This is a genomic window from Providencia sp. PROV197, assembly GCF_028479625.1.
In the GTDB taxonomy this organism is placed as follows: domain Bacteria; phylum Pseudomonadota; class Gammaproteobacteria; order Enterobacterales; family Enterobacteriaceae; genus Providencia; species Providencia vermicola.
The window spans coordinates 67,484-89,824 of record NZ_JAMPNZ010000015.1 but is presented as its reverse complement, the minus strand read 5'-3'; the positions used below and the strand labels follow the sequence as shown (position 1 = coordinate 89,824).

Here is a 22,341-nt window from a genome sequence, read left to right as displayed (position 1 = left end):
ACAAAAGAAAATACAAACAAAACATTAGAGAAGCGCAAGAGGCAAGAAGAAGGTTTAGGTATAAACACTTATTGCACCTATAAGTAGCCAGAGCAAACCTTTAGCTCTAGCTACTGAGTTATTAACACATTCTATAGCTTATTATTTTAAAATACATATTCGCGCGCGATATCTTCTCCTAATACACAACTGACGACATTCATGTTTTCATCCCATTTCACCGCAGATATTTGAGGGACTATCCCATGGAAGTCGAACGCTGATTGCAAATAGCGTAATGGGTTCATCCTCGCCATCATGATTGCCTCATCAAATTTAGCCATTTTATGTGTCACAACATTACGAATGGCTTGATCTAACGTTAAACTAGACCCTGCTAAATTGACCTCTCCTGGTACCCGTACTGTGCCATCAGCCGCCCGCTCAATCGACATTGTTGCAAATTGGTAGACCCCAGCTTGATGACATCCCGCTGCGCTGACGGCATCAGTAACCAGTATTGACCTTGCTACCGTCTTTGTTCGCAATAAATTTTTTAACGCAGGAAATGGAATATGGATCCCATCTGCGATAAAACTTGCGCCAATCGCATCGCAACTTAATTGAGCTTGCAGCGTATTTTCCAATTTATGCAAATGTTGAGGGATCCCATTACCTAAATGGGTACTCATGCAAACCCCTGCGCTGGCTGCCGCTTCCATTTGGTTAAAGCTAACATTCGAGTGGCCCACTGCAATACATTTACCTTCCGCGACTAACTGCTTTGTAAATTGAAAATCGTCATCAAACTCAGGTGCATAAGTGATCAATAAGATTGGCTTAGTGATTTCCTGCTCTAACCGACTTATCAAGTGCACATCAGGTTTAATAATTTCATTAGGTGGATGACATCCTGCATAGCCTATTGCTGAATTAATAAAAGGGCCTTCTAAATGATAGCCAGGCACCATCCATGGCCCTAAGCGACTTGTGGATACCGCCTTATCAAGCGCTCGAAAGCGCTTTATCAAAGATGATTCCGATGCTGTTATTAATGTTGGCAAACAGAGTGTGACGCCTGTTTTTAACATCGCCTCTAACGCATGATCCAATGCCTCTGCGGTGATTTTTTCGTCATTAAAATCAACACCCGCAAAACCATTGACTTGAATATCAAATAAGCCACCCGTCATTTTCATAATTTGTTCCTTCAATACTTTTCCTTAATCAACCTTTGATAACAATGACGCAGAATCTTTATCTAAAAATATTTGGCATTGGGCATGATTTTGAACAATAGATGCAGGCACACGAGGAGTGATTTCTCCTTCAAGTGTGTTTTTCACCGCCCTCGCTTTTCGTAAATCAGGAATACTCAGTATTAATGATTTTGAACGCATGATCTGTGGAATACTCATCGAGATAGCCTGTTTAGGCACCTCATCTAAACTCGCGAACCATTTTTCACCCAGTTGTTGTCGTCTACAATCTTCATCAAGATTAACAACAAGATATGCAGAGGTAGCATGAAAATCAGCGGGTGGATCATTAAATGCTAAGTGCGCATTTTCACCAATACCAGCAAAACAGACATCAATTTCATACTGCGAGATAATCTCGTTAAGCCGTTGAATTTCCTTTCCAATATCATCAGCAGAACCATTCACACCAATAAATTGGTGTAGCGTGGGTAATTTATCCACTAAACGTTCTTGCAAATAACGGCGAAAACTCGCTGGATGAGTCTCATCAAGGCCAATGTATTCATCTAGGTGAAAAATAGTCACCCTTGACCAATCAATATCTTCTTTGATTAAGCAATCCAACATCTCAAACTGACTGGCACCAGTGGCAACAATAATGGCAATTTCGCTTTTTTCGCGCATTGCTTGTTTAATGGCCTGCACTCCAGCTTTACTGGCTTTTTCACCTAGTGCATGTTTCGTGTCGGAAATAGTAATATTCATACGAACCTCATATTTAAATATTGATACGACCACAAATGGCCTTATTGATACTGTTTTAAATTTTTCGCCATTTGCACTGCGGCTAACGTCAGTACACAACAGAAAATCAGGTAATAAACAACATAGGTGGGTTTGCCATCACCAACGGTAACAAGGGCGGTCGCAATGACGGGAGTTGATCCTGCGAAAATCACACTGTTTAATTCTCGTGAAAGTGCAATACCTGAATAACGATATTGTGTTGGGAATAAATTGGCTAGGAATGCACCTTGTGCACCTGACGTAGCACCATGTCCAATACCATACGCAATACACATACCGAGCGTTGCTAGTACTAAACTGCCACTCCCCAAAAACCAGAATAAAGGAAAGGCAAAAGCACCTAAGAAAATAGCGCCGAAAGAGAAAATGGTCGTAGTTCCGTATTTATCCGTTAAACGTCCCATGACAGGAGTCATTATTGTATTCACCAGCACAGCAACCATTAACGCCATCAATCCATCTGATTTTTCCATTCCTAATGTATTGGTCAGATAGCTAATACTAAACACACTAAGAACATAACCATTTGCTTGGTGCCCCGCTAAACTGAAGAAGCCACACAATAAATTTTTTCGGCTATGTATAAAAAGCTCTTTAATTGGGATCTTTTGCTCTTTTTTCTCTTTCTCCGCTTTTTCAACGGATTTAACGTATTCAGGTGTTTCATCTAATTGCTTACGGATATAAATCGCAACAATAAATAAAACGATGGATAACAAGAAAGGTATCCGCCATCCCCAACTCATAAAAGCTTCATCGGGTAGCTGCGTCACGGCAAAAAATGCGGCTGTGGAGAGCAAAATTGCAATCCCCGTAGAAGCATTAATTAGCGATGTATAGAAGCCCCGCTGCTTCATGGGGACATATTCCGCCACAAAGGTTTGCGCACCTGCTAATTCAGCCCCTGATCCAAACCCTTGCATTAACCGAATAATAACCAGAGCAATCGTTGCCCAAATGCCGATATGGTAATACGTGGGTAATAACCCAAGCGCTAATGTCGCAATCCCCATTAAGACGATTGCAAAAATGAGTGCTGGTTTTCGCCCATAGCGGTCACCAATATGGGCAATGATCACACCACCGAGTGGTCGTGAAATAAAACCGACGGCAAAAGTTAAAAATGCAGCCAGCGTTGCAATTGTTGGTGATAAGTTTGGAAAATAAAGTTTGTTAATCACCAATCCTGCTGCTGCGCCATAGAGTGAATAGTCATACCATTCAATTACGGTGCCTGACACGCTTGCCATCATCACTTTTCTAATCGTTTTTTTATCTGCCGCGGGCTTATCAACCGCGGTATCTGTGGCTAATTGTTCTGAAATAGTGTCACTCATACTGCCCCCTACATTTTAGGAATACATTATTTGAGGTATGTTTTGTTCAAACAAAACGGACAAAAAGCGCGCACCATTGAAACTAACACTGAGACAATTATTTTAGAACATAATTGTTCTTAATTTATTTAAAAATGAGATCGAAATCAAATTTAATCGATAAAGCAGTGCTGTCATTTGAATAATTCAATTTTTCCTTCTACTCAATCATCGAATTACCAACTTTAAAAATAAATAAAAACACATATAAATCAATAAATTAAAATCATAACCAAATTATTCTTTAATAAATATTTTAACGTTGTACACTTTTATTATTCATGACACTTTTTCTATTTTTATCTACAATTTAAAACAAAATTGTTTTTAACATCCAAAATAGTAAAGTGTGCGTAGCGCATATTCTTTTTATGATAGGGAGTGATAATGGATAACAACAGGCATCAGTTAGTTCCTCGAATAGTACACCTTGGTTTCGGGGCATTTCATCGTGCTCATCAAGCACTTTATACACATCTATTAATTGAACAATCTCAATCTGATTGGGGATATTGCGAAATAAACTTAATGTCGGCGCGCGGGGCAGAACTTATCCGTCAGCTAAATAAACGCCACTGTACTTACGTACTATTAGAAAAAGATGAAGAAAGAACCACGCTAACACGGATTAATTCAGTAAAAGAAGCGATGCACCCACGTATTGATGGGGTACATGCCGTGATTGAAAAAATGGCAGCGCCTGAGACTGCGATTATCTCTTTGACAATAACAGAAAAAGGCTATTGCACTGATCCTTCAACGAATAAACTCAATTTATCACATCCTGCAATACGCCACGATATCGCCTATCCTGAAACGCCAGAGTCTGTTTTAGGTTATATCCTTGCCGCTCTCAAAATACGCTTTCAACAAAATCTTCCCCCTGTGACCATACTTTCTTGCGACAATATTAGAAATAATGGTGAGGTTGCACGAAATGCTATTTTAAGTTTGGCTGCACAACAAGATAGTGAATTAGCATTGTGGATTAAGCGAAATATCACATTTCCAAGCACGATGGTGGATAGAATAGTCCCTGCGATGACCGAAGATTCTTTTGCTGAAATCAAGCAATTAACAGGTGAAGATGATCCTTGTGCGGTTATCAGTGAGCCATTTCGGCAATGGGTTATTGAAGATTGCTTTGCGAACGGCCGACCTGATTGGCACTATGTGGGAGCGCAATTTGTTAAGGATGTGGCACCTTATGAAATGATGAAGCTAAGAATGTTAAATGGCAGCCATTCATTCCTGGCTTATTTAGGCTATTTAGGCGGTTATGAGTTTATATCAGATGCCATGCAAAATCAGGATTACTACCAAATCGTACAACGCATAATGCTAGCCGAACAAAAACCGACTCTCAGCTTGCCTGATAATATTGATCTTAACCAATATGCCCAACAGTTATTAACTCGCTTTGCTAATCGAGCAATTAAACATAAAACAGCACAGATAGCCGTTGATGGTAGCCAAAAACTACCTCAGCGCCTACTCGACTCTATACTTTGGCACCAGAAAAAGGGGTCAGACTACCCATTACTTGCTTTAGGCGTTGCCGCCTGGATGAGATATGTCAGTGGTATCAATGAGGACGGAGAACCTATTCCCATCAAAGACCCACTTAGCGACGAGTTTTCGAAGATTTATCAACACCATGGTACATCTTTAGAAGCCGTTGATGCCCTATTAAAAATTGATGCAATATTTAGCCCAGAAATATCACAACACAATGATATTGTTAATAAAATAAAAACCGCATACCAACAATTGTTGACACTTGGAGCACGACAGACTGTCAAATATTACTTAACAAAAATCGATTAATAATATTGAAATTCCACTCGGGTTAAGTCGCTCACTCTAGCCCGAGACACTTTGGTCTTATGATGCAGACCTACCTTCAAATTACTCCCCCATTATTGCTTTTCAATTAACAAATGTTCAATTTTGAGATCTTGATCAAAAACCCCTACCAATGTAGGTATATTTTAAATTATCAAATTTATTTGAAAAAAATGAATAAAATCAATGCTAGATAATTATCCCTTAAATAATATTTAATCCAGATTAAAATAGAAACAAAAGAACAAAAAATTAATTATTAACGCTATTTAAAATTCAATTTTCATCATTATATAAATAAATTTAAATTAGCCATTTTTTCAGAGTGAATAGAAAAACAAGAGCAAAATCACATTCTCCTATAAATTAACGGTTTTTACTAAAATTCAGCAAGCAATCAAAAACACTTATGAAACAACATGTTAAAAATTTAACACAATTTTATATCTCGATGAAAAATAAAAGAATATTACCAAAAACACAATTGAGAATAATTCTCTTTATTTTAATTTATTAATAAATATTAATTTATGATTTTTAACCATGCCTTTTAGGCATGCCTGAGACTTTTTCGGAATATTGTCAGGAAAATAGTTTCGTGGATAGTATGAATACGCAAATAATGCTTTTTATTATAAATATATACGAATTACTCTTAAAAACATTTCCAATGAAAGGTAACACTATGGGTATATTAAAAGATAGTAAGTTGCTTTTGGTTAGCTTACTTATCATTCTTCTTTCAGAAGCAATAGGGCAAATTAAAATCAGTCTCGTGATGGTTTTTCCAATGCTTTATTCCATGTTGATGGGTGGTATTGTCAGTTTCCCAAAATTCAAAATTCTTAATGAACAAAACATGGCACGTGCTAGCTCAATTATGAGTGTCGCGTTAGTTATCTTAATTGCAAAATTAAGCACCTCTGTTGGTGCATCTTGGGAAAAAATTATTCAGGCAGGTGGCGCGCTGATCCTTCAGGAAGTTGGCCACTTTATCGGTACTATTCTGCTCGGTTTACCGCTCGCCATTATGTTAGGTATGGGACGTGAAGCCGTCGGAGCAACCTATTCGATAGGTCGCGAACCAAACATCGCCATCATCGAAGCGAAATACGGTTTAAGTTCGCCAGAAGGCCGCGGCGTCATGGCAATGTACATTTGCGGTACATTATATGGTGCAGTTTGGATGGGGATTATTGCCAGTGTTATTGCAGGACTCGATATTATGAGCCCACTTGCATTAGCCATGGGCGCTGGTGTTGGTAGTGGTTCGATGTTAGCTGCATCTGTTGCACCGCTACTCGAACTTTACCCTCAACATGCAGCGGATATCCAAGCATTTTCATCATCCGCAAACTTGATGTCTTCCGTTTTAGGTCTGTACATCTACATTTTCTTCTCCTTACCTTTTGCCTCTTTCTTGTACAACAAACTGAAAAGAAAACGTGCAATGGCATCAGCGGATACAGAATAAGGATACGAAATCATGAAAAAGATGGCAGAAATTGCAATAATCATCGTATTAGTTATCATCTTCACTTCATTGGGTGATGCACTGGGCGGTTCAATCTATGGCCGGGGTAGTTTTGGCGCAGTCTTTAGCGACTCGCTAATCGCGATGGCGCTTTTAGGTGGTATGTCATTTGTGGCGTACTTAATCGCACAAATCCCACCATTAGGTAAATTACCCGTTATTTTCTGGGTATCCCTCATTGCTGCGGGTCTGTGTTCACCATTATTCCCTTACGATAAAGAAATGATCGCAATGACAGGCAAAATTTCACTTGCTGTTATTAGTACCACGGTACTGGCATTTGCAGGTCTTTCACTCGGTAAAGATATCGAAAAATTTAAAGCCATCTCTTGGCGGATTATTCCAGTTTCACTGGCGGTATTCACGGGAACATTCTTATTCGCTGCACTTATTGGTCAAGTGACTCTTTCATGGAGTGGCGTTATCTAAATAGAGGAAAATATTAACCATGACAATGACCAAAGACCAATTGAAAGCCAAAGTATGTGAAGCTATTGCGTCTAACAAAGACATAATCAAAAAGCTAGCAGACGATATTTGGGCAGAGCCTGAACTGGGTTATAAAGAAACCAAAACAGCAAAAAAAGTTGAAGCCGCATTTTCCGCTTTAGGCGTAAACTACCGCAATCAACTTGCCCTAACAGGTGTTAAAGCACGCTTAAAAGGTGGCAAAGGAAGCAAGCACAGTATTGCCGTGATTGGCGAGTTAGATGCCATCATTTGTGCTGAGCACCCTGATGCCGATGACCTCACAGGCGCGGCTCATTGCTGTGGGCACAATGCGCAAATTGCCAATATGATGGCGGTGACAATTGGTCTGGTTAAGTCAGGTGCAATGGAATACCTCGCGGGGGACGTGGTTCCCTTCGCGGTTCCCGCTGAGGAATATGTCGAGCTTGCCTACCGCAATAAATTGATTGAACAAGGAAAAATCAATTATATCGGTGGCAAGCCCGAATTAATCTCCCTCGGTGAGTTTGATGATGTGGATATGGCGATGCAAATCCACTTAACCAGTGTTAAGCCTGAGCGTGATATCGGTTTTATCGAGATGTCGACAACCACCAATGGGTTTATTGGCAAACTGATTAACTACAAAGGTAAATCTTCCCATGCCGCAGCGGCACCCCATTTAGGTGTGAACGCACTGAATGCGGCCATGATGGGCATTATGGGGGTAAATGCGATTCGCGAAACCTTCCAAGAAAAAGATTATATCCGTTTCCACCCAATCATTACCCAAGGTGGCGATTTAGTAAATGTCACGCCAAGTGATGTGCGGATGGAAAGTTATGTCAGAGCCTCAAATGTCCCTGCGATGGTTGATGCTAATGAGCGGATCACTCGTGCACTGGTTGCTGGGGCAATGTCTGTTGGCGCTGAAGTGGAGGTAAAAGATTTACCAGGTTATTTGCCACTTTATAACAACGACACACTCAATGACTTACTACAGCACAATGCTCATGACTTAATTGGTGAAGACAATGTCTGGGTTGCAGAACATATGACAGGTAGCACAGATACTGGCGATCTTTCCCACATCATGCCAGTGAGCCACCCATGGATTGGTGCAATTCGCGGTGGATTACATGGTAAAGATTACGTGGTATTTGATGATGATATGGCCTATATCCGTCCTGCTCAAATGATGGCAATGACCATTATTGACCTGTTGTTTGATGATGCTGCTGGCGCTGATGCTCTTATGGATAATTACAAGCCATTGATGAGCAAAGAAGAATACCTCGCATTTATCAGCTCCTTTAAAAATTAATTTGTCCCCCTAAATATGTTGCTAAAAGCTACATATTTAGGAGGTATTTCTTATGCACTCCTCCTCACCTTCCTTTTATTTATCGTTATCAACGATTATTCTTAAATATATTTAATTTTATTGGGCATTCTTTATTTATCAAATCAATTAACTTATTTTAAATAATGTTTTTAAATCATAAAAACCTAACGAAAATCCATCTAAAAAAATATAAAGAAACACTAAAACCCATACAACAAAACCACAAAACACACTGATATATAATACATTTTTAATTAAATTTATTTTTCTACTTTATTTCTTTTGCTTACCATCTAAATTCTTCATGAGCCATGAAATACTGATATGATATAAATACGATCCCCATCACGCATACTTTCTGAATATTAACGTTAAAATCTAGCTAACCAATAATAATCAACAATAACCACTAACAGATATTTTCTGAAATTTGGCTTATTTTGAAAATAAATGACAATGATGTTATGTCATTGTAGCACCAAGAATTGAACACGCTTACACCAGGGCCCCTTTTAACAGCATGAAAATTGCTTTCTGTATACGGGAAATAATGTAATGACCAATAAGTACAATATTAGTGAAAAACTCTTTTCGCTTGAGACATTTAGCAAAAAAACGCGCCAAGACTTACATAAAATCCCTGAACTCTCAGGTCAAGAATTCAAAACATCGCAATACTGCCGCGAGCTGATGCAAAGTTTTGGCTACAGCATTCGTCTATTTGAAGGTTATACCGGTTTTACCGCTGATCTGATTATTGACCCTGCTAAGCGTTTAATTGCTTATCGTACCGATATCGATGGCCTTGAAATGCCTGATTTAACCTGTAACGAACACAGTTCTGTTCATGAAGGTTGTGCCCACAACTGTGGTCACGATACCCATATGACCATCGCACTGACCGCGGCAAAATACCTGAGTGAAAACCGCGATGAACTGACCCATAACGTTCGTTTTATCTTCCAGATGGCAGAAGAAGACATGCGTGTTCCTGGCGCCAATAAAATGGTTGAAATGGGCTGTATGGATGGCGTTGATGAGGTTTATGGCTTACACAATGATGCGGCATTTGAAACAGGCAACATCAAATTTAACGCTGGCGTGATGTCCTCTTATGGTTCAGCTTGGACACTGGATGTACACGGTGTTTCCGCACATGGCTCAACACCGCATAAAGGGCTAGATGCCATTCGCGAAGCAACACGTATTATCGATTACATGGATTATATTGTTGCGAAAAAAACCGATCCTTTTAGCCCTGCAGTCTTTGGCTGCGGCATGATCAACGGCGGAACCATTCCAAATGCATTGGCCGATCATGTCCAAGCACGTGGAACCATTCGTTCAATGGATGAGGAAACCGACAAAATCTTAAAAGCAAGCTTTAAAGAAATTGTTGAACGTAGTGAAGCTGGCGGTTTCAAAACGACACTTGAGTGCAGTGGTTACCCTGCAGTCGTAAACCACCCACAAGCCGCTAAAGTGATTTACGATGCAGCGGCGGCATTCTTACCCATTGAAAACATTGAGTCAAATGGCAAGCCAATGACAGGAAGCGAAGACTTCAGTTTTATGGTCAATGCCACAAAAGATAAACTTGGCGCCATGTACTTTTTAGGTAGCGGTAACCAAGCAAAAGGCATCAATAACTATCTGCACGCCAATCCCTATTTTGTCGACGATGACTGTCTGTTAATTGGCGCTCAGATTTTTATTAATATCGCGACACGTTAAAACTAAAATAATACACACAGTAATCTAAAGCCGAATAATCTAAATTATTCGGCTTTTTTCTTAGAGTTCAGGTAGTGAGCGATAGAGCTCGTCACGCTCGTTTTTATCCGTTGGAACCCATTGCGCAGATTGGTGAATATAATTTAAATCAAGGTGAGGGGCATAGCTGGAAATAAAGTCATACATATAGTCTTTCAGGTGCATATGTCGACTAATACAAACATGTGTATAACTTGGCTTCACTAAATTACTAATATCAATGCAACGTAATGTCTCGCTGTCTTCTTCAGGGTCAAAAGCAACGGTCGAAATAATACCAACCCCTGCTCCGTGCTTCACATAGTATTTAATAATTTCTGTATCAACTGCCGTTAATACAACATTTGGCGTTAATTTATTTTGATAGAAAACTTGGTCGAGCTTTGATTGACCTGTAAAACCAAACACATAGGTAATTAGTGGGTATTGAGCAAGTTCCTCAATCGTTAATTTTTCACACTGTGCAAGTGGGTGATCATGGGGAACGATAACGCTACGTGACCACTGGTAGCAAGGCAAGGCTAATAAGTCATCGTAAAGGTGCATCGATTCTGTTGCGATAGCAAAATCCACATCCCCATTGTTAACCATTTCTGCTAACTGCGCTGGCGCACCTTGATGAAAATGCAGGGAAATATTGGGGTAACGTGCATTAAAGCGCTCAATCACCTTTGGCAATTTATAGCGGATTTGTGTATGTGTCGTGGCAATATGCAGATTTTGTTTAATCGTCGTGTCTTCGTGGGAAACAATATTTTTAATTTTATCAAACTGCGCCAAAATATCGCAGGCCACTTGGTGAACTTGTTCTCCAATCGGGCTTAATGAAAGTAAGTTATTATTTTTCCGATTAAATAAAGAAACATTCAGCTCATCTTCCAATAGTTTAAGCTGCTTACTCACTGTTGGTTGCGAGGTATACATTTTCTCAGCAGCATTAGTGATATTAAAATCACTTCTTACCACCTCAACAAAACTTTTTAGCTGACTAATGTTCATTGCTGATTTATCCAGTTTAAATGGATCAAAATAAGAATTAAAAGAGACAATTTTTTATACAACATACACCATGTTGTGCGCAATAATTGTATCACAAAAAGATAAGCCCACTAAATTAATGGCTACTCATTATTCTTTTCTAATGATAAAACTCGTTCAACCTTGGCATAGGTTATGCATTTATTTTGTAATGACCTCTATTCATAGCACTATCCAAGGAGCATCTCATGAAAGACAATAATATCTTTGACTTACGTCTCCCTGCGGAAATGGCTAAAGTCGCAGAGCAAGCAGGCCTTTATAAAGTCAGCAAAAAAAAGGATATTAGCTTTTTTTTAGCGATTATGGCTGGTATTTTTATTTCTATCGCATTTACGTTCTATATCACGGTTACGACAGGCGCCGTTCCCGCAAATTCACTCACTAAATTAGCAGGAGGGCTTTGCTTCTCATTAGGGCTGATTTTAGTGGTGGTATGTGGAGCCGATCTTTTCACCTCAACAGTCCTCACCGTTATGGCAAAAGCCAGCAATTTAATTACGTATAAGCAATTGATTGGTAATTGGATATTGGTTTATCTTGGTAATTTTGTTGGCGCAATTTTCTTTGTCGCGCTTATCTGGTTTTCAGGCCAATTAATGAACAGCAATGGCCTGTGGGGACTGAATGTTTTGCAAACGGCTGACCATAAAATGCACCATACGTTTGTTGAGGCCGTTTGCCTTGGCACACTGTGCAACTTGATGGTCTGTCTTGCGGTTTGGTTAAGTTATTCTGGTCACTCTTTGACCGACAAAATTGTCGCTTTGACGCTGCCGATCGGCATGTTTGTCGCCAGTGGCTTTGAGCACAGCATCGCCAATATGTTTCTTATTCCCTTAGCCATTGTCATACGCAACTTTGCTCCCGACACATTTTGGAATGCAATCCACAGTTCCGCTGATAGCTTCCCTGCTTTAACCGTCAACAATTTTATTACCGACAACCTTATCCCTGTCACCATTGGCAATATTATTGGTGGTGGCGTACTCGTGGGGATTACCTACTGGTGGATTTATTTGAAAAATCAAAAAAGTGAGCATTAATAAAATTAAAAATAACACCAACACACATTCACTATCTATGGTTGAATTAATACAGAGAGTTAATTTTATAGTATATCCATTAACTCTCTGTTAATTATGCAGTTAGGCCGCCATCAAGCACCAATGTTTGCCCTGTCAAATATTGGCTATTGTCACCAATCAGAAACTCTACCATTTTGGCAACTTCTTGTGGCTGGCCTAAGCGACGTAACGGAATATTTTTACACATCGATTTTAATTTCGCTTCAGGCATCGCTCGCGTCATATCACTCTCAATCAACCCTGGCGCAAGGCAATTTACCCGTAAACCAAACCGCCCAACTTCATGCGCTAAAGACCGAGCCATCCCCATCATCGCCGCCTTACTTGCTGCATAAGCCGTTTGCCCAACATTCCCTTTTAACCCAGTAACCGATGACATCAATACAATAGAACCTGAATTCGTCATTAACATCGCAGGTACCAATTTGCGGTTCCAATTCACAATGCAAATCAAGTTATTATCTAAAACATCTCGCCAAATATCCCCATCCTGATGAATATGCAATGCATCTCGAGTAATACCTGCGTTATGTATAATGGCGGCTGGGGCGCCAAATTTATCCAATAAAGATTGAGACAACACATCGACTTGCTGCCCATCTTTACCATCACATTGAAACCCTTTTATCCATCTATTTGGACGTCTATTTTCGAGTAAAGAAAGCGTACTCGCTATACTTTCAGTACTACGTCCAGTGAAGATAACATTCCAGTTATGTGATAATTCAGCGACTAATGCCTGACCAATTCCCCGGCTTCCACCAGTGACTAACACCCACTTATGGTTTTCCATTTAGGATTCAGACTCCTTATCAATATGTTCACAAAGTTCTTTAATTGAAAGATTTGGATGCTGAATGAAAAAATCAGCGTCTAACGCAACATTAAAATCACGTTTTACCAGTACCATTAATTCAACATAATCGAGGCTATCAAATTCTAATTGGACTAATGTGAGGTTCTCATTCACCTCTTCGCTTTCTAAATCTTTTGCATCACAGATCATTTCGCTAATTTTGTTATAAATTGTTTGATATTGGCTCATTTTTTTATCCTTCCACTGTTATCAATTTAACGCATTCACTTTTAACGTTATTAAATTACTGATTAATTTATTGTCATAACGACCAATAATATTGATATTAATTAATAGCCCACCATCTAAATCCCCCATCACCAATGCAGGTAGAATGTGTATCTGCATCGGCTTAGGTTCCTTTATCGGAGACCACTTCTTAAGAAGATCTCTATCAAAAATCACTTCCTGATGTGTTTGTACGATGGGGTAGCGGGAAAAAATATCTTTCAGGGTTGCTCCTTCGGATAACCATTTCGAGATATCTTTTTGTTTTAATAATGAATTATCATGTATCAAATATTGAAATAAAATTGCATCAATAAATTGCCACTCATACATATCTGTTGGATAAAGCGGAAAAGATAGCTGTAATTTCGCCATCTCCTCTGAAGAAATATGCGCCCCCCAATCCAACACGTTAGTGTTTAAGCCATCAACTGGGGATAATTGACAAGTTAGGCAATTTTGCTGCTCTTCTGTAGATAAAATAGCGACTGAACCCGCTTTATTACGCGCGACTAAATCATAGGATTTATCATTCCATAATGGACTTCTTAGCCGTACCGCACATTTAACAAACGCTGATTTTGTTCTCTGCTGAGCATCTTGTGAGCCGTGAAGAAATTGCTCACTTGCAAATTGTTTCGCATCAAGCAATGCCCGCATTCCATGGACGCTTAATTGTTCCCCACCAGCCGCTTGCACCCACTTAAGATCAAAATGAATCGGGTTATAGTCTCCAGAAAATTTCGCCCACCCAGCTGCATCAGCTAATGTGTAATACAACGCTCTCATTTCGCGCTCTCCAATATCAGCGCCGCATTTGCACCGCCAAAACCAAAACTGAGATTCAACGCCCTTTCTACTTTTTTGAAACGGTGGTCATTCGGAATATAATCAAGATCGCATTGTGGATCAGGGGTATGGAGGTTTGCGGTTGCGGGCATCACGTCATGTTCCATCGCTTGTAAGCAAATGATAGTTTCAAAACTCCCCGCTGCTGCGATTAAGTGCCCACTATATGATTTAGTGCTGGAGATTGGGATATCGTAAGCGGCTGCCCCTAAGGCTTTTTTAAGTGATTCCGTTTCATTCAAATCATTCAACGCCGTCGAGGTACCATGGGCATTGACATAATCTAATGACGCAGGCGAGATCTTCGCTTGCTGTAACGCCATTTCTATCGTTTTAACGCGAGCTACGCAGTCCTCTGCAGGTGAGGTAAAATCAAATGCATCTGAATAATTTGCATACCCAGTAATTTCACCCAATATCACCGCCCCTCGGGCAATTGCACTGTCACGCTCTTCTAAGCATACGACCGCAGCACCTTCAGATAATACGAACCCGCTGCGCTCTGCACTAAATGGGCAACTGGCACGCGTAGGGTCTGTTTTCTCTCGTGTTAAAGCACCTAACACGTCAATATTCCACACAGCGCAATCTGTACGTAATGATTCCCCCGCCCCCGCTAACATCATGGAAGCCCTACCATTGCGGATCACTTCAAACGCATCCCCAATCGCGATAGTCCCTGTGGCACATGCGGCTATTGTCGTATTTTGATATCCTCGTAAATTCCAAAATTGGCTGCATGCCGCTGTTGTGACATTTGGCATCGCATAAAAACAGTTGAATGGCGATGTCATGCCTGTCGCATCAAACTCACTCACCGACATATAACTTTCATCTAAACCTGCCCATCCAGTTCCCATAATCACACCACACATGAGAGGGTCATAAAATTCTGATGGTGAATTCCCTGAAAATGCCATTTCCATGGCTTCTCGAGCTGCACCTAATGCTAGGCGGGTATGCCGTGGTAACCGACGGCGAATGGCGGCAGGAACACCTTTTAAATTGGGTTCATTATCAATTAATCCCAAAAAGTGGCTGTGAATATTTTTATCCGTTTTATCAACGTAACGGTATCCTAATTGCTTATCCATGATAGCTTGCCAACATGCTTGCGCGGTTCCACCAAGGGGAGTGACAGCGCCATATCCTGTCACAACAACGCGTTTTAATTGGGTCTTTTGGTTCATGATTGGTTGTCCTCGTGATGAACGCTACCACCACCTTGTGCTAGCCAAAGTTGCAACGTTGCATAAAGATAATCGTATTGGTTTTGCGCTAATGAGTTTTCGATGGATAACAAATCATCCTGCGCATTAAGTAGTGTTTGATAGTCAACAGCGCCAGCGCGATAACGGTTTCCCGTGAGCTTTAATCTTTGCTGGCTAAGGGATAATGACTGCTGTAACTGTGTCCGTATTTCATCTGCAGTAAAACGCGCCTCCATGGCATTATCAATTTCAGCGAGTGCGCTATAAGCTGTGCTTCGAAATGACACTGCCGCTTGTTGCACCTGCAAATCTGACTGTTCAATAGTAAGTTTTACAGTATTCCATTGAATAAAGGGGAGTGAGATGCTGCTGCCAATAACTCGAGAGGGGTCACTAAACCATTGAGAAAATAACTGGCTTCCTGCGTTAAGCGCACCTTGAAGAGATAGCGTAGGATAGAAACTCAACTTCGCAGCATCTGAATCAGCAAGTGCAGAGCGCAAACGTGACTCTGCGGCTTGAATATCTGGGCGTTGTGCTAATACCGCCAAAGGGGTCATTCCCTGAATCTCAACTCGCAGGTCACTATTAAGAGAAGATAATTCACTCACATGCTGCTCTGCAGGGCGATTTAACAACAGTGCTAAGGCATTACGTGAGTTCTCACGTTCCTTGATAAGCTGACGTAATTCATTCTTACGACTAATTAGCGTTTGTTCTGATTGCAATAAATCTAATTGGCTTACTTTCCCAGCTAAATACCAAGACTGAATGAGTTGCTGGCTTTTCTGTGCAATTTCCTGACTTGCCGTTAGGTTTTTTATCTGTTGATTTAATAGCGCAATATTCCAATAGAGCTGTGCCGTTGTGTTGATTATCACAAGCGTCGTTGCATGGTAATCTTGTTCAGTAGCGACGGCCTCCCATGCATTTTTCTCACGAACACGTGCTAATTTACCCCATAAATCAATCTCATAACTTAATGTTAAGTCTGCACTATAACTTTCTTGTGATGAGTTGCCATGGCGAATTGATTTTGAGTTACTCGCAGATCCCCCTAATGAAAAATCAGGCGTTATATTGGTATTTGCTAAACCTGCCGTATTGCGAGCCAGCTTTAATTTAATTGCGGCTAATGCTAAATCATTGTTATTTTCTAAAACTTGATTAATCAATTGGGATAGCTTGGGATCATTAAAATTTTCCCACCAACGCCCTACTGTATTTCTCTGCAGGTCAGATGGCATAACATCATTCGCACTTGATGAACGCTGAATTTTATCATCCCATTGCTGAGGTAAAATAAGTTCAGGACGTTGGTACTCGGTGCGGGTAAAGTTCCCACACCCACTGAGTAAACAGATAAAAAGTACCACTGAACCAAAATAAGGCGATTTTATTTTCATTCCCGTGCTAATGCCTCCGTTGGGTTAAGCTTGGCTGCACTACGTGCTGGGAAATAACCAAAAACTAAGCCAATTAGCGCAGAGAAACCACAAGCCAATAACACGGGTAACAGTGTGAATACCATGGTAAATTCAGTCGTGATGTACGCAAAAATGCCACCTGCTAACCACGAGCCTATAATCCCAATGAGCCCTCCTAACGCACAGATCATGACGGCTTCAATTAGAAATTGGTTCATGATATCCGCAGGTCTCGCTCCCACTGAAAGGCGGATACCTATTTCGTGGGTTCGCTCTGTAACTGAAACCAGCATAATATTCATAACACCCACCCCTCCCACTAATAAGGAGATGGCTGCAATCGACGTGATCAGTAATGACATGGAATCAGAGGTTTTTTGTAGCGCGCTAGCCAGTTGGTCATCAGACTGAATAAAAAAGTCTTTTTTTCCATGTTCACGCAGTAAATGCTTTTCGACCTGCACTTCTACTTGTTTAGCGGCTAACATTTCGGGAAAACGTAATGTGATATATTCAATAGGTTTATCACCGAGAACTCGCTGCTGAAGAGCCGAGTAAGGAGCCCATCCCATAACATATCCGCTGGACATTTTCGGGCCTGGTTTACGCGCAATTCCAATGATCCGCCAAGGTGAACTACCAATTTGGACAATTTGGCCTAAAGGCTCTTCATCGGGTGCAAATAAAATATCCCGACTAGCATCATCCAGCACAATAACAGGCTCACTGTCATTCACATCTAACACACTAAATTGATTTCCAGACAACATTTGAATACCTTGAGCTGCAAAGTATTCATCAGAAACACCATTTAGCATGATGGAGTAATCGAGCCCTTTATTGATAGCTACTGTCATGCTGCTGACAACTGGCGAAATAGACTCAATCCATGAGAGCTGTTTTAGGCTTTTAATATCATTTAATGATAACGCGCGTTCCATATCTGGCCGCTTTGCCCCCCATCCAGTACCTGGGCGAATTTCAAGCGTTGTGCTGCCTAACTTACCAATTTCATCCATAATGGCACGTCTTGCGCCTTCACCGACCGCCATTGATGACACAACAGAAGAGATGCCAATAATAATGCCCAGCATTGATAAAAAAGCGCGCATTCGGTGCCCTAATAATGCCCGCCAAGCCATACGAATCGACTCATAAATGCCACGCCAAAGTGATGCCCGACCATTATCTTTAACAGAAGGAAGATTATGCTTAGCACGTGCCTGCGCTTGTGAAAGGTTTTGATTATCGACGACAATTTTCCCATCACTGATTTCGATAATACGTTGAGTTTGCTCAGCAATATTTCTATCGTGGGTCACAATCACCACGGTATGGCCGTCTTGATGAAGTTGATGCAAAATATTCATTAATGCATGCCCACTCGAGCTATCCAAAGCGCCCGTTGGTTCATCCGCTAAAATAACTTGTGCGCCATTAATTAATGCACGGCACACACTGACCCGTTGTTGTTGCCCTCCAGATAATTGATATGGCTTATGGTTCAAACGAGATTGTAAACCGAGCTTATCAGCTAAAAGTTGAATTCGCTGCACACGCTCATCTTCAGGCATTGCGGTGTACAGCGCTGGAATGGCAATGTTTTCTTCAGCACTGAGATAAGGCATCAAATGATATCGCTGGAAAATAAACCCAAGATATTGGCTACGCAGCTCAGCAAGCTGCTCACTGGTCGCCTCATGAACAGGGATACCATTGATAAAAACTTCGCCACGAGACGGTTTATCTAAACAGCCAATAATATTCATCAAAGTTGATTTACCAGAGCCAGAGGCTCCAATAATGGCAACCATTTCCCCTTGATTTATCGATAGTGTTATATCATTCAATACAGGGATGATTTGTGTTCCAGCCGAAAACTCACGATAAACATGGTGAAGTTCAATTAGAGGGCGAGATGAAGATAACGTTGGTGATATTATCTTCATGATTAACTCGCTATTTTCTCTTGTTGAACAACAACTTGCTCACCTTCAGCGATACCCTCCAGAATCTCAACAAAATGGCGATCATTTATACCTACTTTGACGGTTCGAGCTTCTGTTATTTCATTTTTGATAACAATGACTTCATATTGGTTAAGACCCAGAGAACGACCTAACGCACTCACGGGTAAACGCAGCGCATTTTTAGCTTGGGCAACACGAATAAAAACCTGTGCCGTCATCGATGTTTTTAATGCGCGGTCGGTGTTATCAACCTCAAATGTTCCATTATAATAAATCGCGCTATTTTGCTGACCAGCTGAATTATTATTCCGCTCATCAAGGGCTTCGGGCGGAATAGGTTGCACGTACCCCATGGTGCTTTCGTATTGTTTCTCAGGATTTGCAATTACATAGAATGTCAGTGGCTGACCAGGTTGAATTTTTTGAATATCCGCTTCTGAAATGCGGGTTTGTACTTGCATCTTATCTAAATTAGCCAGCACCAAGATCGTAGGTGCCGTTTGTGAGGAAACGATGGTTTGCCCCTCATTTGCAACAATACCCAGTACTTCTCCATTAATTGGAGCCACAATGCGGGTAAAGTTCAAGTTAGCCTGAGCCGTTTGCACATCCATTTCTGATTGTGTGATTAACGCTTCATTCACGCTAACTTGCTGTAATTGTGCTTCATATTGCGCTTGCGCTTGCTCATATTCACTGCGAATGCCAGAACCGTCGCGCTGCATGATTATCTGGCGCTGATAAGCTTTAATGTATTGAATTAACGTTGCTTCTGCTGCGCGCTTTTGCGCTTGTGCGCTCAATAGGCGTGCAGTCGCATTTTTAAGCTCAGATTGCTGAATTGTTGGGTCTATTTCGGCTAATAACTGCCCTTTTCTGACTCTATCACCTTGCTTTACAAATAATTCTCTAATTTGCCCATTAACCTGAGCCCCCACATTCACTTGAATAGACGGTTTTAGTGTGCCAGTCACCATGACCACTTTTTCAATATCCCCCCGATCAACCGAAAGAATGACTCTACTTTGTGCGGGTTCTGTCGGTGCTTGCCAAGCAAGGCTCGTCAACACAATGACAAGTAGCAATGCAATGAGACCAATCCAAACACGAGCTCGCATAAATAAGTGTAAAAATGTCGGCTTAATGCGGGGAGAAGTCATAATCAAAGCTCTCCTATGCTAGCAAGCAAAGACGTTGTAGGCTGAGGTGCGTCCTCACGATTACCACCATCATTTCTGATTGATACTTTTTTATGTAATTCACCCGCAGTAATTCGATAAATTGAATCAAATCTTGTCGTGATTTCCTCACTATGTGTCACAACAATGAGGGTTTTCCCTGTTTTTAGGCAATGTTCCTGAATTGTTTCTATAACGATTTTTGCCGTTTCTTCATCTAAGTTTGCGGTAGGTTCATCCAGTAAAAGAATTGGGCGAGAACTATAAAGTGAACGAGCTAGCAACAAACGTTGGCGTTGCCCAAGAGAAAGTGCAGAATGGCTTTCCCTAATCAACGCATTTAAACTGCCTGGTAACTGGCTTACCACTGTGCCTAACGCCAGTTTATTGAGTAAGTTTTCGACCGTTTTTCGGTCTTTTTCGCGGAAGTTAGGGTCAAACAACGTGATGTTATCTAACACAGTTGCATTGAATAAAATATCCTCTTGGCTTTGTAAACAAACAAGTTGCGTAAGCTGTTGTACACTTACAACCTCTTCATTTGACAAACATTTTCCTTTCTGAGCACTAAATAGCCCTGCAATAATTCTCAACAAGGTACTTTTACCCGCCCCAGACTCCCCCACAATGGCAACTTGAGCACCTGATGGCAAATCTAGCGAGATATCATTTAATATTGGCTTCGATGGCTCATAGCTAAAATGAATGTTTTCGAAGGTAAGGTTCGGGGCTACTCTACCTGCTGGTGATATTGTTTGAGGTGAGACCGTGCTTTCCTCACTTTTCTGAGGAAATAAAGAGTGAGCGCGTGTATCAATAATATGCAGCTGAGATTTGTGAATAATCGCATAAAAAATTCGAGTAACATAGGTAGTGAAAATTTGACGTAAAAAGCTATAAGCAAAAAAATCACCTAAGGAAATCAGGTCATTAGCAACCATCGGCAGCACAACCAACATAAAAATAACCATTTCGAGGCTACCTGTTAGCTGGTAAATACCATCTTTAATTTGTTGATACACATTTCGACGCTGCATGCAGGTAAACAATTCACGGCTTAGCCACGCAAATTGCGCCTTACGTTGCTCTTCGATACCGGCTGTTTTTATGGTCAGAATGCCCTGTAAGGTTTCCATAAAAAAGTCATTAAGCTCAGCAGCTTTAAGCTGTAATTGCTGGGTGTACCAACGATCACGAATAATTGCCCATACACTAATGAGCCCCATCACGGTCACCCCTGCTGCTGAAATAACGGCAAGAACAGGAGCAATCCAAAACATCACACCCAATGCAATGGCGCAAATAATCCAATCAGTTCTAAGCCCATTATCAAGCTCAATTTTCTCAGTTAATGCGCCCTGCCAAGCAACAAAACGACTGAAAATATCCCCTGGTGCACGTTTTTCAAAAAATCGCAAAGGGTTACTCATTAACCGCGAAAAACCCACCCCACTGTTAATTAACACAAAGTGTTTAACAAACCGTTCGCTTATCATACGAACACCAAGCGCAAGTAGCGTGGCAACAACAAACGCGACAATAAACCAACCATAAGGAAACACTGCATTTTTAGCATCTGAAAATGCTTGGTTGATTGCATTACTCACCATTGCAGGCATTAAAAACAATGTTAGCGAAACGAGGAAAACAAAGGTCATTAACCAATAAATACCTCGCACCTTAGCGGTTTCTTTCAAACTCATCGCATGAGGTACTTTCTGTGTGGAGGCCTTGTTTGTAGCCTGTTCAGAGGAAAGTGATTCGACTTTTTTCAATGCCGTATCTGGCTCTAAAATCAGCGCATAACCGCTAATTTCAGCTTTTAGTGCAGAAAAAGGCAACCATTGCTGCCCTATCGCAGGGTTCATTACACAAACATTATTTCCCTTACGATAAGCAAGTAAGACAAAATGATTTGCGCCATAATGCAAAATCGCAGGAAGCGGCAGGCTACTTAATTCGTCATGCTCAAATAAGACAGGCGTAGTTGAAATGCCATAATTTACTAAAATTGAGGAAAGATCGATCAATGAAGTTCCATGATCAGAAGCTGGATGAACTTCCCTCAATGCATTAAGGGAAAGCGAAAGGCCTTGAGTTTGGGCCAACATCGCAATGCATGCCAAACCACATTCATTCGTTTCTTCTTGAGCGACAAAATTTGGAATAGTATTTTTCATTATTA

The 22,341-nt window shown here is 40.8% G+C and carries 18 protein-coding genes; 6 read left to right on the top strand and 12 right to left on the bottom strand.

The features are described from left to right. Positions 1-146: 146 nt before the first annotated feature. From PR808_RS08015 to PR808_RS08005, 3 genes are read right to left on the bottom strand one after another with little or no spacing between them, the layout of a single operon-like run. Complete coding sequence (locus PR808_RS08015) at positions 147-1,178, bottom strand: N-acetylglucosamine-6-phosphate deacetylase (RefSeq protein WP_206082815.1); 1,032 nt, start codon at positions 1,176-1,178, stop codon at positions 147-149. A 24-nt stretch (positions 1,179-1,202) separates the two neighbouring features. Continuing rightward, positions 1,203-1,946 (bottom strand): glucosamine-6-phosphate deaminase, encoded by a 744-nt coding sequence (locus PR808_RS08010; protein ID WP_206082816.1) that lies wholly within the window; start codon positions 1,944-1,946, stop codon positions 1,203-1,205. A gap of 41 nt (positions 1,947-1,987) precedes the next feature. Further along, entirely contained in the window at positions 1,988-3,325 is a 1,338-nt protein-coding gene (locus PR808_RS08005; RefSeq protein WP_272539065.1) for an MFS transporter, read from the bottom strand. Between the two features lie 426 nt (positions 3,326-3,751). Here PR808_RS08005 and PR808_RS08000 point away from each other — a divergent pair, with 426 nt between their 5' ends. The 5 genes from PR808_RS08000 (at position 3,752) to PR808_RS07980 (ending at position 10,272) form a co-directional block, all read left to right on the top strand. After that, entirely contained in the window at positions 3,752-5,191 is a 1,440-nt protein-coding gene (locus tag PR808_RS08000; protein WP_272539064.1) for a mannitol dehydrogenase family protein, read from the top strand. 703 nt (positions 5,192-5,894) lie between these two features. Then, positions 5,895-6,683, top strand: coding sequence for a DUF3100 domain-containing protein (locus PR808_RS07995; protein ID WP_206082819.1), 789 nt, complete (start codon positions 5,895-5,897; stop codon positions 6,681-6,683). A gap of 12 nt (positions 6,684-6,695) precedes the next feature. Then, positions 6,696-7,172, top strand: a complete 477-nt coding sequence (locus tag PR808_RS07990) for a hypothetical protein (RefSeq protein ID WP_219246199.1) — start codon at positions 6,696-6,698, stop codon at positions 7,170-7,172. Between the two features lie 19 nt (positions 7,173-7,191). After that, the gene (locus PR808_RS07985; RefSeq protein ID WP_206082821.1) at positions 7,192-8,517 is read left to right on the top strand and encodes an amidohydrolase; all 1,326 of its coding nucleotides are present in this window, start codon (positions 7,192-7,194) and stop codon (positions 8,515-8,517) included. 576 nt (positions 8,518-9,093) lie between these two features. Next, positions 9,094-10,272 carry a M20 metallopeptidase family protein gene (locus tag PR808_RS07980; protein WP_206082822.1) on the top strand — a complete coding sequence of 393 codons (1,179 nt, stop codon included), beginning with the start codon at positions 9,094-9,096 and terminating at the stop codon, positions 10,270-10,272. Between the two features lie 60 nt (positions 10,273-10,332). On the opposite strand, the gene PR808_RS07975 is transcribed toward PR808_RS07980, so the two are convergent. After that, positions 10,333-11,310, bottom strand: coding sequence for a LysR substrate-binding domain-containing protein (locus PR808_RS07975; protein WP_206082823.1), 978 nt, complete (start codon positions 11,308-11,310; stop codon positions 10,333-10,335). Between the two features lie 227 nt (positions 11,311-11,537). Between PR808_RS07975 and focA the strand changes: the two genes are divergently transcribed. Continuing rightward, complete coding sequence (gene focA, locus PR808_RS07970; protein ID WP_272539063.1) at positions 11,538-12,395, top strand: formate transporter FocA; 858 nt, start codon at positions 11,538-11,540, stop codon at positions 12,393-12,395. A 94-nt stretch (positions 12,396-12,489) separates the two neighbouring features. Here focA and PR808_RS07965 read toward each other — a convergent pair whose 3' ends face one another. The 8 genes from PR808_RS07965 to PR808_RS07930 are packed head-to-tail and all read right to left on the bottom strand — an operon-like array spanning position 12,490 to position 22,336. After that, positions 12,490-13,230, bottom strand: a complete 741-nt coding sequence (locus PR808_RS07965) for an SDR family oxidoreductase (protein WP_206082825.1) — start codon at positions 13,228-13,230, stop codon at positions 12,490-12,492. After that, on the bottom strand, positions 13,231-13,482 hold the full coding sequence (locus PR808_RS07960) for an acyl carrier protein (RefSeq protein ID WP_206082826.1): 252 nt from the start codon (positions 13,480-13,482) through the stop codon (positions 13,231-13,233). Positions 13,483-13,503: 21 nt separating this feature from the next. Continuing rightward, positions 13,504-14,310 carry a MaoC family dehydratase gene (locus PR808_RS07955; protein WP_272539062.1) on the bottom strand — a complete coding sequence of 269 codons (807 nt, stop codon included), beginning with the start codon at positions 14,308-14,310 and terminating at the stop codon, positions 13,504-13,506. Further along, entirely contained in the window at positions 14,307-15,560 is a 1,254-nt protein-coding gene (locus PR808_RS07950; RefSeq protein WP_272539061.1) for a beta-ketoacyl-[acyl-carrier-protein] synthase family protein, read from the bottom strand. The genes PR808_RS07955 and PR808_RS07950 overlap by 4 nt, the downstream gene beginning before the upstream one ends. Further along, a complete protein-coding gene (locus PR808_RS07945; RefSeq protein WP_272539060.1) occupies positions 15,557-16,987 on the bottom strand; it encodes an efflux transporter outer membrane subunit in 1,431 nt (476 codons plus the stop codon). Before PR808_RS07945 ends, PR808_RS07950 begins: the two co-directional genes overlap by 4 nt. Continuing rightward, entirely contained in the window at positions 16,984-18,957 is a 1,974-nt protein-coding gene (locus PR808_RS07940; protein ID WP_272539059.1) for an ABC transporter permease, read from the bottom strand. The genes PR808_RS07945 and PR808_RS07940 overlap by 4 nt, the downstream gene beginning before the upstream one ends. A gap of 2 nt (positions 18,958-18,959) precedes the next feature. Then, the gene (locus PR808_RS07935; protein WP_371007054.1) at positions 18,960-20,138 is read right to left on the bottom strand and encodes an efflux RND transporter periplasmic adaptor subunit; all 1,179 of its coding nucleotides are present in this window, start codon (positions 20,136-20,138) and stop codon (positions 18,960-18,962) included. Between the two features lie 2 nt (positions 20,139-20,140). After that, positions 20,141-22,336 (bottom strand): peptidase domain-containing ABC transporter, encoded by a 2,196-nt coding sequence (locus PR808_RS07930; RefSeq protein ID WP_272539058.1) that lies wholly within the window; start codon positions 22,334-22,336, stop codon positions 20,141-20,143. Between the last annotated feature and the right edge of the window lie 5 nt (positions 22,337-22,341).